This window comes from Streptomyces subrutilus, assembly GCF_008704535.1.
In the GTDB taxonomy this organism is placed as follows: domain Bacteria; phylum Actinomycetota; class Actinomycetes; order Streptomycetales; family Streptomycetaceae; genus Streptomyces; species Streptomyces subrutilus.
In genome coordinates, this window is record NZ_CP023701.1 from 151,692 (window position 1) to 169,897 (window position 18,206).

At 72.3% G+C, this 18,206-nt stretch carries 10 protein-coding genes; 2 read left to right on the top strand and 8 right to left on the bottom strand.

The window, feature by feature from the left end; genetic code table 11:
* Positions 1-51: 51 nt before the first annotated feature.
* The 5 genes from CP968_RS00700 to CP968_RS34505 form a co-directional block, all read right to left on the bottom strand.
* On the bottom strand, positions 52-936 hold the full coding sequence (locus CP968_RS00700; RefSeq protein WP_150516132.1) for an AfsR/SARP family transcriptional regulator: 885 nt from the start codon (positions 934-936) through the stop codon (positions 52-54).
* Between the two features lie 2,025 nt (positions 937-2,961).
* Positions 2,962-3,483: a GNAT family N-acetyltransferase gene (locus tag CP968_RS00705; protein ID WP_150516133.1), complete on the bottom strand. Its 522-nt coding sequence runs from the start codon at positions 3,481-3,483 to the stop codon at positions 2,962-2,964.
* Between the two features lie 870 nt (positions 3,484-4,353).
* The gene (locus CP968_RS00715) at positions 4,354-5,364 is read right to left on the bottom strand and encodes a TetR/AcrR family transcriptional regulator (protein WP_189829168.1); all 1,011 of its coding nucleotides are present in this window, start codon (positions 5,362-5,364) and stop codon (positions 4,354-4,356) included.
* A 440-nt stretch (positions 5,365-5,804) separates the two neighbouring features.
* Positions 5,805-6,521, bottom strand: a complete 717-nt coding sequence (locus tag CP968_RS00720; RefSeq protein WP_341873719.1) for a ScbR family autoregulator-binding transcription factor — start codon at positions 6,519-6,521, stop codon at positions 5,805-5,807.
* A gap of 140 nt (positions 6,522-6,661) precedes the next feature.
* On the bottom strand, positions 6,662-8,587 hold the full coding sequence (locus CP968_RS34505; protein WP_268253313.1) for a cytochrome P450 family protein: 1,926 nt from the start codon (positions 8,585-8,587) through the stop codon (positions 6,662-6,664).
* Positions 8,588-9,104: 517 nt separating this feature from the next.
* Here CP968_RS34505 and CP968_RS00735 point away from each other — a divergent pair.
* Together CP968_RS00735 and CP968_RS00740 are read left to right on the top strand one after the other, a co-directional pair.
* A complete protein-coding gene (locus tag CP968_RS00735) occupies positions 9,105-10,070 on the top strand; it encodes a ScbA/BarX family gamma-butyrolactone biosynthesis protein (RefSeq protein ID WP_244330564.1) in 966 nt (321 codons plus the stop codon).
* Positions 10,071-10,705: 635 nt separating this feature from the next.
* Positions 10,706-11,485 (top strand): SDR family NAD(P)-dependent oxidoreductase, encoded by a 780-nt coding sequence (locus CP968_RS00740; protein ID WP_150516136.1) that lies wholly within the window; start codon positions 10,706-10,708, stop codon positions 11,483-11,485.
* 748 nt (positions 11,486-12,233) lie between these two features.
* On the opposite strand, the gene CP968_RS00745 is transcribed toward CP968_RS00740, so the two are convergent.
* From CP968_RS00745 to CP968_RS00755, 3 genes are all read right to left on the bottom strand, one after another.
* Positions 12,234-12,551 (bottom strand): hypothetical protein, encoded by a 318-nt coding sequence (locus CP968_RS00745; protein WP_150516137.1) that lies wholly within the window; start codon positions 12,549-12,551, stop codon positions 12,234-12,236.
* A 1,204-nt stretch (positions 12,552-13,755) separates the two neighbouring features.
* Complete coding sequence (locus tag CP968_RS00750) at positions 13,756-16,659, bottom strand: ATP-binding protein (RefSeq protein WP_150516138.1); 2,904 nt, start codon at positions 16,657-16,659, stop codon at positions 13,756-13,758.
* Positions 16,660-16,849: 190 nt separating this feature from the next.
* Positions 16,850-18,202, bottom strand: coding sequence for a cytochrome P450 (locus CP968_RS00755; RefSeq protein WP_150516139.1), 1,353 nt, complete (start codon positions 18,200-18,202; stop codon positions 16,850-16,852).
* Between the last annotated feature and the right edge of the window lie 4 nt (positions 18,203-18,206).

Below are 18,206 nucleotides of genomic sequence, written 5' to 3' on the forward strand. Positions count from 1 at the left end.
CCTCGTGCGGAGCGGCCCCCGGTTGGGGGCCGGTGTCCGGCGGAGGGGGGCTCAGACCCGTACGAGTCGTTCTCCGCCGGGTTCCGCGCCCGTCTCGGCCGGGTTCTCGGGGCCGGCCATGAGGATCGAGCGCTGCAGGCGGCGCAGGGCCGCGGAGGGTTCGAGTCCCAGTTCGCGCACGAGGGTCTGGCGCAGCCGCTGGTAGACGTCCAGGGCCTCGCCGCGGCGGCCCGAGCGGTGCAGGGCGAGCATGAACTGCCCGTGCAGGTTCTCGTGGGTGCGGTAGCGGGTGGCCAGGACGGTGAGTTCGGCGAGGAGTTCGCGGTGGCGGCCCAGGCGCAGGTCGGCCTCGATCCGCTGGTCGAGGGCGCACAGGCGCGTCTCCTCCAGCCGGCGGGTCTCCATGTCGAGCTGGACGCCGCCGTGTACGTCGGCGAACGCGGGCCCGGACCACAGGGCCAGTGCCTCGCGGAGCAGTCGGGCCGCTCCGGCGAAGTCCCCGGCGTCCATGGCCCGGTAGCCGGTCCCGGCGAGCCGGTCGAACTCCCTGACGTCCAGGGTGCCGCCGCCGCTGCTGAGCAGGTAGCCGCCGGGCAGTGTCACCAGGACGTCCTTCGCGGTCCGCACCGCGGCTCCCCCTCCCGGAGCCGGGTACGCGGCGGCCGGGTCGGCCGCCGGTGCCTGTCCGGGTCTCGCGCCCTGTTCGAGGGCGGTCGCGATGAGGGCGCGTAACTGCAGGACGTAGGTCTGCAGTGTGGTGCGCGCGCTGCGCGGCGGTTCTCCCGCCCACAGCTCCTCGATCAGTGCCGACACGGGCACCACCTGATCGGCATGGAGGGCCAGGAGGGCCAGGACCTGCCGGGGCTTGGGGGCGGTCGGTGTGATGGAGATCCCGTTCTCCCGCACGGCCAACGCGCCCAGTACATCGATGTCCACGCCGTACTCCCCTGTCCTTGGATGAGTCGCAACGCCAGTAGAAAACAGGACCGACGGTTTGTCAATATCAAACCGGTCGTGCTGTTTTACGGACCAGCGGGACCCGACCATGACTCAAGTACCGGCTCTGAACTGCCAGTTCACAACGATCAACCAGGCCGGGCGGTAGGCTCCCACCCCTCGACGGCCCCTCGACCCGCGCCCTGCGACCGGCTCCGAACCCACTGGAAAGAGACCGCACAGTCTCCTCTGCGACGTCATCCCCGGCCCTCACACCACCCCGGGGCCGCACCCCCACCAGCGCAGCCACCCGCCCGGCCCGGCCCGCACGGCCAGCCCGGCCCGCACGGTCCGGTCCGCACGGCACGCCTGGTACGGCACGCCTGGTACGGCGCGCCCGGCCCGCACGGTCCGGTCCGCCCCGGGCACCCCCGTCCCTCCGCCCGGCCACCGGCCACCGGCCACCGGCCACCGGCCGCAGCAGGCAGCCCGGCCCGCACGCGCCCGTCCCGGGGGGCCACGGCCCGGCTCACGACCCCACCCGCCGGAAGACCCCGCACCCCCGCACTCCGCGCCCCCGGCCGCCCGTACGTGCGGCGGCAGGACCACCGGGCCCGCGGCAGGGGCAGGGGGCAGGGGGGCACGGGCGGGCCGGAGCCGGCCGGGCGCACCCAGGCCGCAACGGCGCCACCGCGGACGGGAGAACACGTGCCCGGAGGGGCTTGCAGGCCCGACACCCCCCGCTCCGCTCCCGGCGCCGAAAGCCCCGGGCCCGTCCGTCGACCGCCCGCCCGGCACAACCCCCACGCACCCGGCGCCTCCCACCACCCCGGTGTCCCGGTGTCCCGGTGTCCCGGTGTCCCGGTGTCCCGCCGCGAACGGCCGGCCACCCGGCATCCCCGCGGGCCCGACCGGTGGACGGGCCGGTGCGCGTCTGCGGCCGGGGCCGCGTTCGCGGTACCGGGGTGTTCCGGCGCCGGCGGATACCGCGTGACACGGCGCGCGGACGGCGCGAGCCCCTCGCCCGGTCCCACGACGACCGGCCGCCGGCCCCGACAACAGACCCCGGGCCGGTCCGAGACGACCGGCGGCCCCGCCACCACCGCGCCCGGCCCGGAACCCGACGGCCCACCCCGATCGCCCCGCCGACCCGCACCCGTTCACTCCCCCACCATGGAACCCGCCCGGGCAGGCCCGCAGCCCCCGCCGCCCGGGACGCACCGCCGTACGGAACGCGCCCCGGGAGCGAAGAGCCCTTACGGGACCACTCCGCCGGCCCACGACTCCCCCACGGGAAAAAGGGGCGCCCACCCCCCTGCGGCACATCGCCTCACGCCTTCCCCCTCACCCGGCGCGACCCCGGCAGGCCGCCACCCACCCAGGCCACGCCCGAAACGGAACACGCCGACCTCACCCAGCCCTGCCCGACCTCCAGGCCCACACCCCGCCCCGGCCCTGCCCACGACCACGACTGCCGGCTGCGGCCACACGTGCCGGGGGGCCCGCCCAGGCCCCGTCGGCAGACGCAGGCAGCCACCGGCCCCGGCGGCGCGCCGCGTCCCCGCCCGGACAGGCCGCACAGACCGTACCCGCACCGCCCGCCCGCGGACCCGCGCCCCGAGGCCCCCGAAGCAGACGTCCGAACATCGGCACACCACCGCGACAGCCACCGACACCGGACCCGCCCGACCCGGCCCCTCCCCCGACCACCACCAGGAAAGACAGCCCGCACCAGAACGCTCCCACCCCCGGCACCTCTGCCCCCCACGCCCCACGCCCCACGCCCCAAGGGCGCACCTGCGCGCCCTGCCCGGTCCCGGCGCGGGAGAGTCCACGGCAAGGCCGCGGGCGACGGACGGCGGGCGGCAGGCGGCGGGCGGCGGATGCGCAAGTGCCGCCCGCCGTGGACATGCCCGCAGTCCCCGGCACGGGGGGCGATTGCCGGTGGCACGTCCGACTGCCGCCACCGTGTGCAGGCGGCCATGGGCGGCTGTGCGCGTCACCGCGTTCCCTGGTGTGGGGCCGTCACCGCCGGGTGAGGTCGCGGCCGGGGTCCACGGTCCAGTGGTTGGTCCGCAGGACCCGGTCCGCGAAGGTCACCGGGCACTTACCGACGAAGCGGAAGCCGAGGGAGCGGCAGATGGCGTTCGAGGGGCCGTTGCCGGTCGCCGGGAACGCGTGCACCACACCCCAACGGCCGTCGTCCCGGGCCTGTTCGAGCAGAGTGCGAACGGCAAGGCCGCCCAGTCCTCGTCCCTGGAACTCGGGCAGGACCATCCATCCGATCTCCGTCACGGCCCCGCCGCCGCCCCCGTCATCGTGGGACCACAAGGTCACGGTTCCCGCCACGACGTCAGGCGCCGCAGCATCGGGGACGATCATCTTGATCCAGTCGACGTCGGCCGCCGCCCTCCGGACGTCCCGCCGGACCTTGTCGTCGATGCCTTCGCGTGGCAGCGGTCCGCCGAGGTCGCCCATCATGACCGGATCGCACCGCATCCTGACGTAGGCGTCGACGTCGTCGCCCCTGACATCACGCAACCGCACCGGCTCCCCCTCAAATCCCCGGACCGCCGAATGATCCGCCACGACACCCACCGGCGGCAACACACCCCATCCCGTCCCGGCGCCCCGTCCACCCACACCACCCCTCGCCCGGCCCGGCCCGACTCCGGGCCTCCGCAGGTACCCCACGCACCCCGGCCGGCCACCTCACCCGCCCTCCGACCCACAGCCGCACCACAGCCGCACCACACCCCGACACCGGCACCGGCACCGGGCCCACGGGCACCGACACCGCTCCCCCGCAACCGGCCGGACACGCCCCGGCGCCCCCGCGCCCGGGGAATCCGGACACCACGGCGAGCACCGTCCCGCCCGCCACACCCGCCCGCGGCGCGACCCCCACCCGCGCGCCAACGACCGCCGGGCACCGGTGGACGAGGCACGACAACCAGCGCCCGAGAGCAGCCTCCGAGCGGCACCACCCCCACCGACACACCCCCGGCCACGGCCACGGCACCCAACCGCACAAGGGCAAGACAGAACAGGGCAGGTGGCACACGGCCCGCCGCACACCACCGCCAACGACTCCCGCTCCCCGCCCCAGACCCCGCGCGAGACGCCAGCAGGACGCCCGGCACCAGGAGCGAAAGGCAACGCACCCACCCGACCGCAGAAGACAGCCGGCACGGGGCCCGGCCGGACCCCCGATGCCCCGTCAACAACCCCACGGCACCCCCTACGGCGCGGACGACTCAGGCACCCCCGCCTCCCCGGCCGACCAAGGAAGCCCCGACGGCACGGACGCCCCCGTGAGCACCCGCCAGGCCGCCCGCTCCGGCCCGCCCGACGAGGCCGGCGGGGCCGACAGGGACGAAGGCATCCGAACGCCCGGCACTCCGCGAACCCCAGGAGCTACGGGTTCGGAGAATCCGGGGACTCCGGGGACTCCGGGGACTCCGGGGACTCCGGGGACTCCGGGGACTCCGGGGACTGCGGGGACTGCGCAGCCCTCGCGGGCGCGGCGGCCGTCGAGGACCCCCCAGTCGTCGACGAACCGTCGGTCGTCGGGGAACTGGCGGCCGTCGTCGAACCGACGGTCGTCGCAGACCCCTCAGTCATCGGGGAATCAGCGGGCATCGGGGAATCGGCAGCCGTCGGCGAACCGGCGGTCGTCGAAGGCCCGGCCGCCGTCGAGGGCCCGGCCGCCGTCGAGGGCCCGGCCGCCGTCGAGGGCCCGGCGGTGGTCGGGGGCCGTGATCCCTGGGGCAGCAGGTCGTCCAGGATGCCGGCCGCCGCGAGGCAGGGCAGGGTCAGCGACCAGAACCGGGTGAGGGCGTTCGGGGCGATCAACTCCCGCTCCCGGGACCCCAGAACCTCCAGCCCCACCGTCCACGCCACCACCGCACGCGCCGCGTCCCGCGGCGCGACCCCCTCGGCCAGCGTCCCCTCCCGCGCGGCGGCCCGTACCGCCTCCTCGACCCACCGCGCCCACTGCCGGCGCAGGTCCACCCCGCTCGCCCGCGAGGCATCCGCGCACAGCCCGTACCCGGCCCGCACCACCACATCCCCGGCCAGCAACGCCATCAACGCGTGCGTCGCGTCCACCAACACCTGCAACGCCCCGCCACCCGGCCCCCGCCCCGCCGCCCCCGACGCGTCCCGCTCCCCCACCGGCCGTCCACGCGAGGAAGCCCGGAAACCGGCGGCCGTGACCTGCCGCAGGGCACCGGCCGCACGTTCCTCGACCGCCTCCGCCAACGCCGTCTTGCTCTCGAAATGAAAATGCAGACCGCCCGCGCTCACCCCGGCCCGACGGCTGATCACCGCGATCGACGCCGTCACGAACCCCTGCTCGGCGAACACCTCCGCGGCCGCACGCACCAGCGATTCCCGAGTGCGGGCCGCACGCTCCTGCTTGACCATGGAAATGTCTCCACAAACCGCCAACGCGGTTTGCCTCAGGGGGTAAAAGATCTTCGCGTCACAGTCGGCCGCCCCACCGGAGCCACACTCGCATCCCACTGGAGCGCCCCCCGGCCACCCCCGCAACCACCACACCCGCCCCACCACCCACACCCGCCCCACACACCGGACACCAGGGACCGGGCACCAGGCGCCGGGCACCGCGCCACCGGCACGGGCCTCGGCCGCCGACAGCCCCACCGGGCCCCCAACCCGCGCCACAGGCCCGCCGCCACGGCAGCCAGCCCCCGCCCACGGCCCACCCGGCCCCGACCCGGAGACCTCCCCGAACCCAAGCCCCGGACCCGGCCCACGGAGCCGCACACGCCAGGGCTCGCCCCCGCCCGGGGGCTCGCGCGCCGGCCGGGCCTGCCGCGCCCCCACCCGGCACCCCCCTTTTTTCAGGAGAACGCCGGGTCCGCCTCGCGCACCGGGCCCCGACCCGACTCCAGTTCCGCGGCCACCCGCTGCCCGCGGTCCGGCGCCATGTCCAGCCGGGCCAGCATCGCCGGCGTCGCGATGCTCGGACAGATGTGCTGGTAGACCGCGGCCACCCGCTCCTCGACGTCCGTACGGTCGTTCAACGCCTGCGAGTAGATCTGCGCACCCGTCCAGCAGGCCGACAGGATCCAGGCCGTCTCCGCCGGATCCACATGAACCAGCAGCTCACCCTGCTCCTTCGCCCGCACCAGCAAGGTCCGCGTGAACTCGATCCACCCCGGCACCGAACCCCCGCCGAAGATCTCCCGCATCCCCGGCCCCAACGACAGCCGCGCCCCCGCGCTCAACATCGGCTCCCGCTTCATCCGGTACGCCAACAGCATCGCCACGTCCACGAGCTCCTGCAGCTTGCTCTCCCGCTGCGGCACCCCGCCCTCACCGAACTGCTCGTCCAGCACCCCCTGCGCCAACTCCTGCTTCGACGCGAAATGGAAGTACAACGCCCCCTTGGTGACCCCCGCCCGGGAGAGGATGTCGGCGATGGTGGCCGCGTCATAGCCCCGCTCGTCGAAGACCGCCGCAGCCGCCTCCAAGATCACGCGACGCGTACGTACCGCACGCTCCTGCCGTGCCACGGTGCCTCCGTTGTCCAAGGGCCACTCCGGCCGGACCCGCATACACGAATCCACCACCCTCAGTAAAACCAACCAGAAGGTCCGTATTTTATCAAGCGGGCACACCCCGCCCCGCCCTCACACACCCCCAACCCACCACCCCCAACCCACCCTCCCCACAACCCCCTTCACCCCCACCCGCCTCACACACCCCGCACCGGACACCGCCCCCCGCCCGAACCCCGAACCGACCCGCCGTCCACCACGACACCACCCCCGACCACGTCCCCGGCATCCACACCGACACCGACACCGGCCCCGGCATCCACACCGTCCCCGACCCCGGCCTCGACCACGGCCTCGACGCCGACACCGGCCCCGGCATCGACGCCGACGACCCCGGGACCGGATACGGGACCGGCACCAGAACCGGACGCCGCGCCCGGCCCCGCGCCCGAACCCGTGTCGGGCACCTGCACCGAGACCGGCACCGGAGCCCGCACGTGCACCACCCCCGGCACCCGCTCCCCGACCGGCCCGGCAACCACACCCGCACCCCGCACCTCGACCCGCACCACAGAACCCCCCGCACCCCCGGCCACACCCACCCCGGCACCCGCACCGGCCCCTGCCCGCACACCCGCACCGACGCCAAAACCGACGTCACCCTCCACACCGCCTCCCGAACCGAAGCCGGAACCGGAACCGCCCCCCACGCCGGAGCCCGAGCCGGATCCGCCCCCCACCCGGTATCCGGAGCCGGAGCCGGAGCCGCCCTCCACCCCGTATTCGGGGCCGGGGCCGCCCTCCACCCCGTATCCGGGGCCGGAGCCGCCCTCCACCCCGTATCCGGGGCCGGGGCCGGGGTCGGAGCCGGGGTCGGGATGCGGGGCGGCCTGGCGGCCCAGGACCACCGGCAGTTCACGCAGCCCGTTGGAGATGAACGACTCCACCCGCGCCGGCCCGCGCCCCTCGCCCCCCACCCCCGGCGCCAGAGCCGCCTCGGGGAACCGGGTGAAGAACCGGCGCAACGCCACCACGCACTCCAGACGGGCCAGCGTCGCCCCGGGGCAGTGGTGGGTCCCGTGACCGAACGACAGGTGCTGCGCCCGGGTGGAACGGGTGACGTCGAAACGGGCGGCGTCCGGGCCGTGGACGGCCGGATCACGACCGGCCGACGCGAAGGACACCAGAATCGGGTCACCCTGCGCGATCACCACACCCTCACCCATGTCGATGTCCTCGACCGCGAACCGCAACAGCCCGTACGCGGCCGGCGCCTCCACCCGCAACGACTCCTCCACCGCGTCCTGCCACGACGCCACCCCCGCCCGGACCAGCGCCAACTGATCCGGAGCACGCAGCAGCTCATACAGAGCGGTGCTGATGAGATTGGCGGAGGTCTCATAACCCGCGGTGAACAGCAGAATCAGGTTGTCCAGGAGCTCCTTCTCACTGAACGGCGCCTCACCCCGCGCACCATCACGAGCCGTGATCAACGCACTCGTCAGATCAGGCCCCGGACTACGCCGGCGATGCGCCACCAGATCGGCCATCGTCGCATTGAGATCGGCAGTGTTGCGACGAGCGTCCTCGGCAGAGATCGCCGTGTCGAAGAACCCCTTGATGATCTTGTGGAGAGGCGCCCAGGACCGCTCCGGAATCCCGAACAGCTCGAACACGATCCGAGTCGGCAGCTCATGCGCCAGCGCCGCCCGCAGATCCACCGCGCGACCCTCCCCGCCCACCCGGGCCAACCCGTCCAACAACTCCCCCACGACAGCCTCCACCCGCGGCCGCAGATCACTCACCCGCCGGGTCGTGAACGCGGCCGCCAACGGCCGCCGCAACCGCGTGTGCTCCTCCCCGTACGCGGTGTGCATGTTCTGCACCGACACCCAGATCGCCAACGGCCAACGATCGTCCACCTCCCCACCCGCCCACGCCGGCCAATGCCGGTAGGCATCCTTCGACACCCGCGGATCCACCAGCAGACGCCGGATGTCCGCCTGCCGATTCACCGCCCAACCCCGCACCCCACCCGGCAACACCACCGGCACCGCCGGACCCCGCCCACGGATCCACTCCGCCTCGGCATGCATCCGGACACCGGACACATCGATCTCCACAGGACACTGACGGTTCATCACACAGCACTCCCCCACGGACGGCGACACGGCATGCCCCGGAACGGACACCCGCCCAATCAAACCGCCCATCCGGTTCTCGACTCACCGGCGGCGGCCCCGAGTCTGGCATCCGCCCCACCCCCTTGCCAATGGCCCACCAGGCCCACAACTCCCCCGCCCCACACGGCCACAGCCCAACCCCCACCCACCCCACACCCACCACCGCCCCCGTCTGAACACCACATGCCGCCACCCTGTCCGACCGGCACACACGACCGGAAGACCACTTGCCACTTTGACCCCCCTCCCACCCGCCACCCCCACCCACCCCCCACCCCGATATCCGCTGGTCGCCCCCTCCCCACACCCCCACGACACCCACCCCCACCCCCACACGACACCCCCGCCCACCACACACCCCCGTCAAGACCTTGCAAACAAAACCGGAGAGTCCGTATCTTGCGGAACGCGTGAGGAACCCCGACCCATCCGTCCAACGGCTCTGCGGGAGACGTCCATGACCATGCTCACGATCCGCGAGAACACCCCCCTGCTCCCCCCACCCGGAGCACCCCTGACCCGATGCAACCCCCTCCCCACCCCCACCCCCGCCCTGACCACCACCGTCCCCCGCGAATACGTCCACCGCAGCTCACTCGCCGAGGTCTTCCTCACCGGCTGCCACCGCACCGGCGAACACACCTTCCACCTCACCGGACAATGGCCCCGCGCCCACACCTTCTTCACCACCCCCGACCACACCCGCCACGACCCCGTCCAAGCCGGCGAAACCATCAGACAAACCGGCCTCTACCTCTGCCACGCCCTCTACCACGTCCCCCTCACCCACAACGTCCTCCTCCACACCCTCGACTTCACCACCCACCCCCACCACATGCACATCGGCACCACCCCCACCGACCTCCACATCACCGCCCACTGCACCAACACCACCCAAAAAGGCAACCGCTTCTCCGGCACCCTCCACACCACCATCCACCGCAACAACCACCCCATCGCCACCGGCACCGCCCGCTTCACCTGCATCCCCCCACCACCTACCAACGCCTCCGCACCCCCCACCACACCACCCCCACCCACCCCTCCCCCGCCTCACCCCCATCCCCCCCACACCGCCGGACGCCACCACCCCCACGACGTCGTCCTCGCCCCCACCAACCACCCCCACCACTGGCAACTCAACCCCGACCTCAACCACCCCATCCTCTTCGAACACACAAACGACCACCACCCAGGCATGGTCCTCATCGAAGCCGCCCGCCAAGCCGCCCACGCCCTCCACCACCCCACCAACCCCACCTACACCCCCACCACCCTCACCACCCAATTCCACCAATACGCCGAACTCCACACCCCCTGCTACATCACCGCCACCACCCCCACCCCCCACCACACCCACATCACCGCCCACCAAAACAACAACCCCATCTTCACCACCACCCTCACCCACACCACCCCATAAACCCCACCCACCCCAACACCCCAACCCTCGAACAAACCCTCCCCAAGGAACACCACACCACCAACACCACCACCCTCCACCCACCCCCACAGACCACCACCCCCACACGCGCCACAGCCAGCCACAACACCCACGACACCCCCAGCACCCGCACAGCACCCCGCACGAACACAGCACGAAACACGACCGCCACAGAGCCCGAGAGGTGAAGACAAACACCGGGACAACACCCCCACAGCCCGCACCCGGGGCCGGGGGCCGAAGACCGGGGGCACAGCTCCGCACCACCTCTCCGGCAACCCCTCACCCGACGAGCCAGTTCCACACCACCGAACCGGCGCAAGGGACCAGGTACCAGGTACCAGGTACCAGGGCCAGCGATCACCCACAAACGATCACAGACCCAAACCGCCAAGACCTCACTCGGTCAATCGGTCACACGACACCCGAAACAAACACCTCACCCCAACTCACGCCCCTGGCCCGATCCCACCCCCGACGCGGCCCGACCTCACACCGCAAACCCACCCACAACTCTCCTAACCGCCACTCCCAACCGACCGACCCACACCCCACCCCGACACCACCCCCACACCCCCAACACAACTAGTCACAGCACGTGTTACCTTCACGCGATGACCACGCCGGAACCCGGCCACCTCCTCCTGGCCAACAAAACAGCACTCATCACCGGGGCAAGCAGCGGCATCGGCGCAGCCACGGCACGCGTCTTCTGCCGCGAGGGCGCCAAAGTCACCCTCATCGCCCGCCGCGAACCTCAACTCGCCGCTCTCACCGAAGAACTCAACAACGCCGGCCACCAAGCTCAATACGTCATCGCCGACGTCACCAACCCCCACGACGTCAACCGCGCCGTCGCCGTCCACCTCGACGCCTACGGCCGCCTCGACACCGCCTTCAACAACGCCGGCACAGGCGCCACCCCCCAACCCATGCACCTCCTCGACGAGCACACCTACGACACCATCATGGACACCAACGTCCGCGGCATCTGGAACTGCATGCGCGCCGAAATACGCACCATGCTCACCACCGGCGGCGGCACCATCATCAACAACAGCAGCACCGCAGGCCTCGTCGCCACCCCCGTCACCGCCCCCTACATCGCCTCCAAACACGCCGTCATCGGCTTCACCAAAGCCGCCGCCAACGAATACGCCCAACACAACATCCGCATCAATGCGATTGCCCCCGGCACTACCCGCACCGAGATGATCGACGACTGGCTCAACACCGACCCCACCCTCGAACAAGCCCTCATCAACACCACCCCCCTCCCCCGCATCGCGACTCCCCAAGAGATCGCCGAAGCCACCGCCTTCCTCGCCAGCAACCGCGCCACCTTCATCCACGGCGCCACCCTCAGCATCGACGGAGGATGGACCACCCGATAGCACCCACAGCCAACCGTGGGCAGTCGGCAGCAGCAGGCAGACAGGCAGCAAACAGCGGGCAGGTCGGACGGATCGGACGACAGGCAGCACGACGACGGGGAACGCAGCGGGTCGGGCGGCGCCACAGCGCGGCGGCACGGTGCGGTAGGCACGCGTGGTGCGGCGCAGCGGCAGACGTGCGGAACAGCGACGCCGTGCGATGTATGGAACCGCACGGTGCAGCAGCACCGTGCGACAGCCAAGGCGGACAGCATCGGCCGGATGACGGCGGGCGCAGCCGCGGTGCGGTACGCGCGGACGAGCAACGGACGGACGTTCAGCCAGGGCCGTGGAGTACGGCAGCCACACGCCACAAACGAACAGGCAGGACGCACAGGACCACGACCGCGCCGGCAACATCGAAGATCAGCAGGACGAGGGACAGCCCGGCCACGGTCCCGGCGTCAGGGCCGTCACCACCAGTGACCACCACCAGTGACGCGGACACCCCCACCGTCACAGGACACACACCGCATACCAGGAGCATCAAGCACGCGAAGCGGCGCGCGACACTGACCGCGAGAGCGCCAATGGCACCACACCGCGCCGAGCAACACCGCGCGAGCATCCCCGCGCAGGAAGCAGGGCAGCGGGCCACAGAACCAACGCGACATGGCCGGCCGCCCCACCACTACCAGCACCTCACCCACAGGTGCAGCCGACAGGCATGAACCCCTCTGACAGGGGCCACGGCCGCCGACCGTCGGCGTCACACGCCGCTGTCGATGCCCGTCACCGCGGGCGGCCCCAGCGGAGCGTCGCGCTCCGAAAAGCCCGAGCCCTCCAGCGCAGCGGCCGCCAAACTGAGCGCAGTGCCCTCCGCCGTCTTCTGGTTCGCCGCCTCCACCTCCAGCCGCAAGCAGAAGGTCCCGTCGTCGTTCACCTTCAGGAGGTCCAGGTCCTCCGCCTCGCCCAAGTCGGAGCGCGACGCGTCCACCGGACGCAGCCGGCGCACCAGCTCCGCGCGATCCGTGCTGCTGGCCTCCCTGATGAACGTGCCGGGAACGGTGATCACGTAAGCAGTCACTGGTGACTCCTCCTCCTGTCGACGGACAGCCCGAAGGCCCTGTCCCTCCCCCGCGCATGCCCCGCCCGCCGTTCCCGAATCGCGCCGCCGGCCGATCACCCGATGGGACGATACGACGCCCCGACGCCCGGACACCGCTCTCGCGGAATTTTCTCCGCTGCCCGGTTTGCTCGCCCCGGAGACGGCCATACGCGAGGTACGGGCGGCCTCGAGGTGAGCGGCGCGGTCCCCGTAGCCGATGCGAGCCGCGTAACGACATCCCCCCGTCGTCACGCGACTCGCATCGGCGTTTCTCTCAGCGTCTCCGTCACCGTTTCCCGAGAGCCTCATCAGGGCCGGGGCCGGGAAGGGGGCCAACACCAGGGCCGGGACTGGGGAGAAGAACCAGGTCTCCCTCCAACTTTCCGCGCGTGGCCACCACTGCGTCCGCTCCACCCGGTCCCCGGCCCGTCGTCCACCCATCGTGGTAGCCCTCGAAACCGACGCGGACGTGGTTGCCGCGGCACTGCTTGGGATCACACTTCTCGTCGCGCCCGATGCCGACGTACCGCCGTGCACGCCGCCGTCCCCGAGGCCGCGGGCACCAAGGCTCCGCTGCCAGCGGCAACCGGCGCCTGTAGGCCTGCAGGGGCGTTCCTCGCACCACGGCAGCACGCCCCGTTCCTCGGCGTGTACCCGGGTGGCTTATCGGCGGGCGTACCTGGTCCTGTGACCAGCGTGGCACGGTCCTACGGGCCGCGCACGTCGCTGCCGGGGCCCGCCCGCCCCCTCGGCCGCGGGGGCGTCGCACGGCCACGGGCAGGCCACGACACCCGACCGTGTGCGCCTTGCCCGAAGGTTCTTCGACGGGGGTGCGAGGGGTGGGCGATGGGAATGGGGTGGAGGTGGGGCCGTACGCCTGCCCCGGGGGGGGTGGGGCATGCGTACGGCGCTCCACTGAGCGGGCCCTACCGACAGGGGGGGGCGTCGTGCGGCCCGCTGGATACGCGAGTGTCCCGCTTCTGCCCGACTAAACGAGGCTCGGACGAAAACTTTTCGCGGACCCCGTGCAGGAGGGTCGGGCCAGGCGCCGGGGGCCGGCTCGGAGACCGCGCGTCAGGCGGGCCTCAGCCCGAGTCGTTCGCCCGCCCCGAGCCGTTCGCCCGCCCTGACCCGGTCCCCGGACCCGCCCGGTCCCCGGACCCGCCCGGTCCCCCGGTCCCCGTCACGCCGGGAAGGTCCGCTGGAGGCCCATCCGGTCGGTGCCCAGCTTCGTGTAGACCGACGACAGGAGTTCCGCGACGGACTGGGTGTCGAGGTGCATCTGCTTGGCGATGGCCGCGGCGTCGAGGCCCTGGGCGGCGTGCCGGGCCGCGGTGTGCTCCGCGATCGTCAAGGTGTCCTGTTCCGACGAGTAGAGCCGGCGCGGCCGCAGCCCGGCCGATGCGAGTTGGGTCCGCGCCCGGTCCACCAGGATGTCCGCGCCGCAGGCCGCGGCGGTCTCCATCCCGCGGTAGAGCTGCTGCGCGGCCAGGTGCGGGTCTCCCATCGTGTGCAGGGCGCTGCCGTGGTCGATGAGGGCGTGGGCCAGTTCGCAGGCGGCCGGGGACCTCTCCAGGTGTCCCACCGCCTCTTGCAGCAGCACCACCGCGTGCGCCGGATCCCTGGTCGCCGCCGAGACGCGCAGGGCGTGGCCCATGGCGCTGGCCGCGCCGAACGCACGGGCCCGGGCCACCGCCTCGGTCGCCGTGGCGCGCGCCTGGTCCGGGTCGTGGGTGAGCTGGGCGAGGGCGAGGTCCAGCTGCCAGGAGCTCCACGACGGGTTGCGGGTGCCCCGGAGGTCGAGTCGTTTGCCGGCCGCCACCAGGTGCTGCTCCGCCTCCTCGATCCGGTCCTGGGCCAGCAGCAGCTTGCCCCAGACCGCTTGGGGGTCCGGGTAGACGACGGCCTTCGGGAACCCCTCGGCGAGCTTGTAGGTACGGGCGACCTTCTGGGCCTCGGTGACGTTCCCCCGCGCGAGCAGCGTCTCGATGAGGGTGCCGATCGCGTACCACTGCGCGGGGATGCCGTGCCCTATGCGGTCGGCGATCTGCAGGCCGTTGCGCACGAAGTCCTCGGCCTCGGCGAGCCGGCCGCGCCGGTAGCGGACGTAGCCGAGCAGGGTGTACACGAACGACAGGTGGGCGCCGCGCCAGCCCTTCGCCTCGAATTCGACGATGCCGGTGTTGAAGAGCTCCTCGGCGCGGCCGGGCTGGTCGCAGTACATGAGGGTGACGGCGACGACGGCCGGCACCTCGAATCCGAAGTCCTGGTCGGTCCAGCTCATGCCGCCGTCCAGGGCCTGCTCCGCGTAGGCCAGTGCGGTCGCGGCGGATTCGCCGCGCATCGCGGCGTCCCAGGCGCGCAGGCCAAGGATGTGCCGCTCGGGCAGGCCCCGTCCGGTGAGCCGCTTGGCGAACTGGGCGAGGAGTCGGGACCGGGCCGGTGAGTTCTCCTCGTCGACCCGGACCGAGTTCCACTTGAACTGCTCGGCCTGCATGCGCAGTCGGGTGCGGGAGCTGGTGGCGCGACGCGCCTCGTCGGCGAGGACGCCCGACGCCGCGGCCAGTTCGCCGGTGTAGGCGAGGGCCTGGGCGAGCCGGTACGTGATCGCCTCGCGCAGCGCCTGGTCGGTCCTGGGCTCTTCCAGGGCCGTCCTGAGCTGGTTGATGGTGGTGCCGGGATCGTGCAGCAGGTTGGCGGAGCCGAGTTCGAAGAGCACTTCGGCCCGGTCCTCCATCTCCGGGGGTTCGCGGAGCGCTCGGGCCAGGTAGCGCCGGGCCGCGTCGGGCGCCCCCGCGGAGAAGCTGTCGCGCGCGGCCTGGCGGAGCTGCTGCACGACCCAGGGGTCGCCCTCGGGGTGCATCTCCAGCAGGTGGCGGGCGGCGGCCGCGGCTCCGTGTCCGTCGTCGACCAGGGCCTGTGCGGCCATGCCGTGCATGGCGACGCGCACGCCGGGCGGGATGGAGCGGTACACGGCGGTGGCGATGAGGGGGTGGAAGAAGTCCACGACCTCCTTGCGCCGCACGCTGGTGAGGACCGTCAGGATGCGCGCGGCGCGCAGTTGCTCGATGGCCTGTGCGGCCTGTGCCTCGCCGAGGGCCGCGACGTTTCCGATGATGGTGATCGGGACGGCCGTGCCCAGGACGGCGGCGGCCCAGGCGAGTCGGACGGTGGAGGGGCCGAGTTGTTCGATGCGGTCGATGAGTCCGCTGCCCTTGACCGCGGACGCGAGGTCGCGCAGTTGGGGGATGTCCTCTTGGTGGGGCTTGATCCCCCGGTCGCGGCCCTTCATCGCCAACTCGACGACTTCGAAGGGGTTTCCGCCGGTGATGGCCCAGCATTCCCGGCAGAAGACGTCGTCGGCGCTTTCGCCGAGGGTGTCGCGCACGATGCGGGCCACGGCGCTCGTGGAGAGCGAGGCCAGTTCGTGCGGGCGGATGCCCTGGCGTCCCATCAGGGCGCGCAGCGAGGCGGCGTCGGCGGGGATCTCGTCGGGGCGGCAGGCCACGATGATGAGCATGGCCAGTTCTTCGGCGCGGGCGGCGAAGGCGGTCAGCCAGGCCAGGGACTCCGCGTCCGCCCAGTGGGCGTCGTCGAGGAACAGGACGACGGGGGCGCCGCTGCGCACCGTGAGGTGGGTGACGACCCAGTCCAGTCCGTCGCGCACGCCCTGCGGGTCGGGTGCGGCGGGGCCCTTCGGGGCGGCGGTCAGCCCGAGTGCGGGGGCGACGATGCCGTACCAGGTGCCCAGGACGTCGCGGCGTTCGTCTTCGCTCATGGCGGCGAACGTCGGCTGGATGAGCTGGCGCATCACGTGGAACGGGACTTGCCGCTCCTGCTCTCCGCCCCGGGCGAACAGGACGGTGCAGCCGCGCTCGACGGCGTGCCGTCGGGCTTCGGCGAGCAGGGTGGTCTTGCCGATGCCGGCCGCTCCGGCGAAGGTCAGGACCCCGCCCCGGCGGGTGCCCGGTCCCTTGTCCGTCGCGCCGTACAGGTCGCTGACGGCCCGGTGGATCGCGAGAATTTCGTTTTCCCGTTCGAGCAGGGGCTGTGAAGCCCATCCTCTCGGTTCCGTGACGTGTGTCATTACTGCCCCCTCCTGCGCGTGCGGCCGAGTGTACGACCCGGGGGCGAGAAGTTGCTGCTTAAAGTTATTAATGCGGACTCTCACCACTCGTACGGGCACAATCCTGTACCCTCGGCTGACTTCATTTCGATGCAGTGTTAAAGGATTGGCGGGTTTCCCCCTCAGAAACGAGCGGAAACGGCCGTTTCCGTCAACGCCGCGGTACGGGAATCATCGGCAGCTCGCTCGGCTGGGGAATGCCGGCCGGGACCTGGCGGACCGTCACCCCCGGAGCCGGGACCAGTCGCCACGAGGACGCCACCGTGGCCAGCGCGGTCAGGATCTCCGCCACGGCGAAGGTGTCGCCTATGCACTTGTGCTGGCCCGCCCCGAAGGGGACGTACCGGTGGTCGCGCGGGCGGTCCTTCGCACCCTCCAGCCAGCGGTCCGGATCGAAGACCGTCGGATCGCGGAAGAGCGCGGGGTCCCGGTGCAACGCGTACGGGCTGTAGGCGACTTCGGCGCCGGCCGGGATGGCGACGCCGCCCAGGGTGAGCGGGACGAGGGCGCGCCGGGTGAAGAGCAGCGGCGAGTGGAGCCGCAGGGCCTCCTGGAAGACGCTGTTCGTGTACGTCAGGGCGGAGAGCTGCTCGGGGCGTACGGGTCCGGCGCCCACCACGGCGTCGACCTCGGCGTGCATGCGCGCCTCCACCTCGGGATGGCGGCCGAGTTCGTGGAAGACCCAGGCCAGGGTGGTCGCCGAGGTCTCCGTACCGGCGAACATGATGGCGATCACCTCGTCCCGGACCTGTTCGGGGCTCATGGTGGTGCCCGTCTCGGCGTCGACGCTGGAGAGCAGCATGGACAGCAGGTCGCTGCGGTCCTCCCCCGCGGCCACGTACTGCGCGATCACCTGGTCGATGATCTGGCGCAGGCGGGCCGCGGCGGTGTCGAACCTGCGGTTGAGCGGTATGGGGAGCCGGTCGAGGGCCTTGGGCATGACCGCCCGTACGAGCATGCCCTCCAGGACGACGGGCAGCGAGCGGTGCACCTCGGCGACGGCGGGGCGGCTCAGGTCCCCCGAGAAGATCATCTCGGCGACCGAGGCGAGCGCGTACCGGCGGGTCTCGGTGATCATCGAGACGGCGCGGCCGGCCGTCCAGGACGCGGTCATCTCGTCGGCCTGCCGGCCCATCACCGCCGCGTACTCCGCGATGTGGTTGCGGTGGAAGGCCGGCTGGATCATCCGCCGCTGCTTGCGGTGGAAGTCGCCGTCGGTCGTCACCAGCCCGTTGCCGAACATCGGGCGGAGCCGGTCGAAGACCCTGCCGCGGCCGAACTTCTGCGCCTGCTGGACCAGTACGGCGTGGACGTGGTCCGGGCTCGTGAGGACGTGCACGGGCCACGTCCCGATGTCGAGCCGCACCACCTCTCCGTGGTCCCGCAGGGATTCCAGGAACGCGATCGGCTCCCGCCACAGGGGCAGTGCGTGACCCAGGAGGGGTAACCGACCCGGCACCACGGGGGCGTTGACCGCAGTGCCGTCCTGCTCGACTCGTGCCATGGAC

Coding starts and splice junctions, on each gene's coding strand:
- CP968_RS00715 (WP_189829168.1), bottom strand. CDS start 5,364: ATGGTCAAGCAGGAGCGTGCGGCCCGCACTCGGGAATCGCTGGTGCGT.
- CP968_RS00720 (WP_341873719.1), bottom strand. CDS start 6,521: ATGCGGGTCCGGCCGGAGTGGCCCTTGGACAACGGAGGCACCGTGGCA.
- CP968_RS00735 (WP_244330564.1), top strand. CDS start 9,105: ATGACCATGCTCACGATCCGCGAGAACACCCCCCTGCTCCCCCCACCC.
- CP968_RS00740 (WP_150516136.1), top strand. CDS start 10,706: ATGACCACGCCGGAACCCGGCCACCTCCTCCTGGCCAACAAAACAGCA.
- CP968_RS00750 (WP_150516138.1), bottom strand. CDS start 16,659: ATGACACACGTCACGGAACCGAGAGGATGGGCTTCACAGCCCCTGCTC.
- CP968_RS00755 (WP_150516139.1), bottom strand. CDS start 18,202: ATGGCACGAGTCGAGCAGGACGGCACTGCGGTCAACGCCCCCGTGGTG.